The organism is Aquimarina sp. RZ0 (assembly GCF_008370685.1).
Taxonomy (GTDB): domain Bacteria; phylum Bacteroidota; class Bacteroidia; order Flavobacteriales; family Flavobacteriaceae; genus Aquimarina.
In genome coordinates this window covers 1-1,251 of record NZ_VTZU01000222.1, presented here as the reverse complement: position 1 = coordinate 1,251, position 1,251 = coordinate 1, and the positions used below count along the sequence as shown (strand labels likewise).

Sequence of the window (1,251 nt, the reverse complement as noted above, 5' to 3'; positions counted from 1 at the left end):
AAGTTGAAGCTTGGCAAGAATATAGAAATAATCTTAATGCCAAAATAAATTGGCAATTCACAACGGAAAATTGCAGAATCAAACTCAAAAAACTTTATCCGTCAATTAATAATTGACTTGACACTAGCGCCATTAATCATTTGATCTCTTGAAGATACTCTGGTATAAATAACCGCTTTACCATCTATTTTAAAAGAATTTGAATTTCCTTGTTTTGCAAACTTGTTAAAAATTGATAAATCTTTCATTATTCTTTTTTTGTAGAAATATGTCTAATGATAATTTTAGCATATTTTTCTAGTTCTTGAATTACTTTCTGTGCCTTTTCGTCATCATATGTTTCAAAACCTTTAAAAGTCTTAAGACGTTCTATCGTCATCTTTTGAATTCTAGAAACACTGTATTTTTTCTTTTTTACTTCATTTTTATTAGACATTTTCGTTACCATAGCCTTACTCCGATTGTAGCGTCGGTCATAAGGTGGGTTTCTATTCTTTCGGCTTGTAGCGGCTGCGTTTCTAACTACTCATTGCTCGTGTTTTTATACCCTTGAACAATCTTTTGAATTTTTGGTTCAAAATCCAGTAATGCTAATATCTTCCAAACTAAAATATCTAATCTCAAAGAAAAATGATGATCAATATTACGATCATTTATTGCTTCAAAAAATGCTGTTTTATCCAAGATTTTTATTGATTTATTATTTAGAATTATTAAAAATCTAACTTGATTCTTAATAATGATATCTTGGACGCTTGCTTCGAATAAAATACCCTCCTCTGTTGTTTCTGTTCTATTTTCTTTACAACTATCAAATAGATATTTTTTGACTTCTCTAATCATCAAATTACTAATCTGAAAAGCTCGAATTTCAGTAATTAACCTGATCCATAAAGCTTCATAAAAGTTAAAACTACTCTTCATTCCGCTAGCAGCATACTTTCTATGATCATCTATCAATCCAATTTCCTTCCAATGATGTACTTGTCTATTGGTCACAAAAGAAAGATATTCTGACCTGAACAGTTTTTCAGACAATAGCTCTGGCAAGCTTTCTTTTTCATTAGATAATGGATTCAGCATTATTCTTTACTTTCATTCAACAGTTTACACGAATATACTAAACTGAAGTTTCGCACCCTTAGTTTAGGGTTGTTTCAGATTGTTTTCTTGGTATCAGGAAATTAAATTCTTCGATGTTTCCTATTATTTTAGAGACAGTTCGTTCTATATCGAGATTATCTACAATTA

3 protein-coding genes are annotated in these 1,251 nt (G+C 29.8%); all 3 read right to left on the bottom strand.

The window, feature by feature from the left end:
• Positions 1 to 101: 101 nt before the first annotated feature.
• The 3 genes from F0000_RS28040 to F0000_RS27375 all read right to left on the bottom strand — a co-directional run bounded on the left by F0000_RS28040 (position 102) and on the right by F0000_RS27375 (position 1,083).
• Entirely contained in the window at positions 102 to 248 is a 147-nt protein-coding gene (locus tag F0000_RS28040; RefSeq protein WP_188112324.1) for a hypothetical protein, read from the bottom strand.
• Positions 248 to 436: a hypothetical protein gene (locus F0000_RS27380; RefSeq protein WP_149627864.1), complete on the bottom strand. Its 189-nt coding sequence runs from the start codon at positions 434 to 436 to the stop codon at positions 248 to 250. Before F0000_RS27380 ends, F0000_RS28040 begins: the two co-directional genes overlap by 1 nt.
• 86 nt (positions 437 to 522) lie before the next feature.
• On the bottom strand, positions 523 to 1,083 hold the full coding sequence (locus tag F0000_RS27375; RefSeq protein ID WP_149627863.1) for a hypothetical protein: 561 nt from the start codon (positions 1,081 to 1,083) through the stop codon (positions 523 to 525).
• Positions 1,084 to 1,251: the final 168 nt, after the last annotated feature.

Coding starts and splice junctions, on each gene's coding strand:
- F0000_RS27380 (WP_149627864.1), bottom strand. CDS start 436: ATGTCTAATAAAAATGAAGTAAAAAAGAAAAAATACAGTGTTTCTAGA.
- F0000_RS27375 (WP_149627863.1), bottom strand. CDS start 1,083: ATGCTGAATCCATTATCTAATGAAAAAGAAAGCTTGCCAGAGCTATTG.
- F0000_RS28040 (WP_188112324.1), bottom strand. CDS start 248: ATGAAAGATTTATCAATTTTTAACAAGTTTGCAAAACAAGGAAATTCA.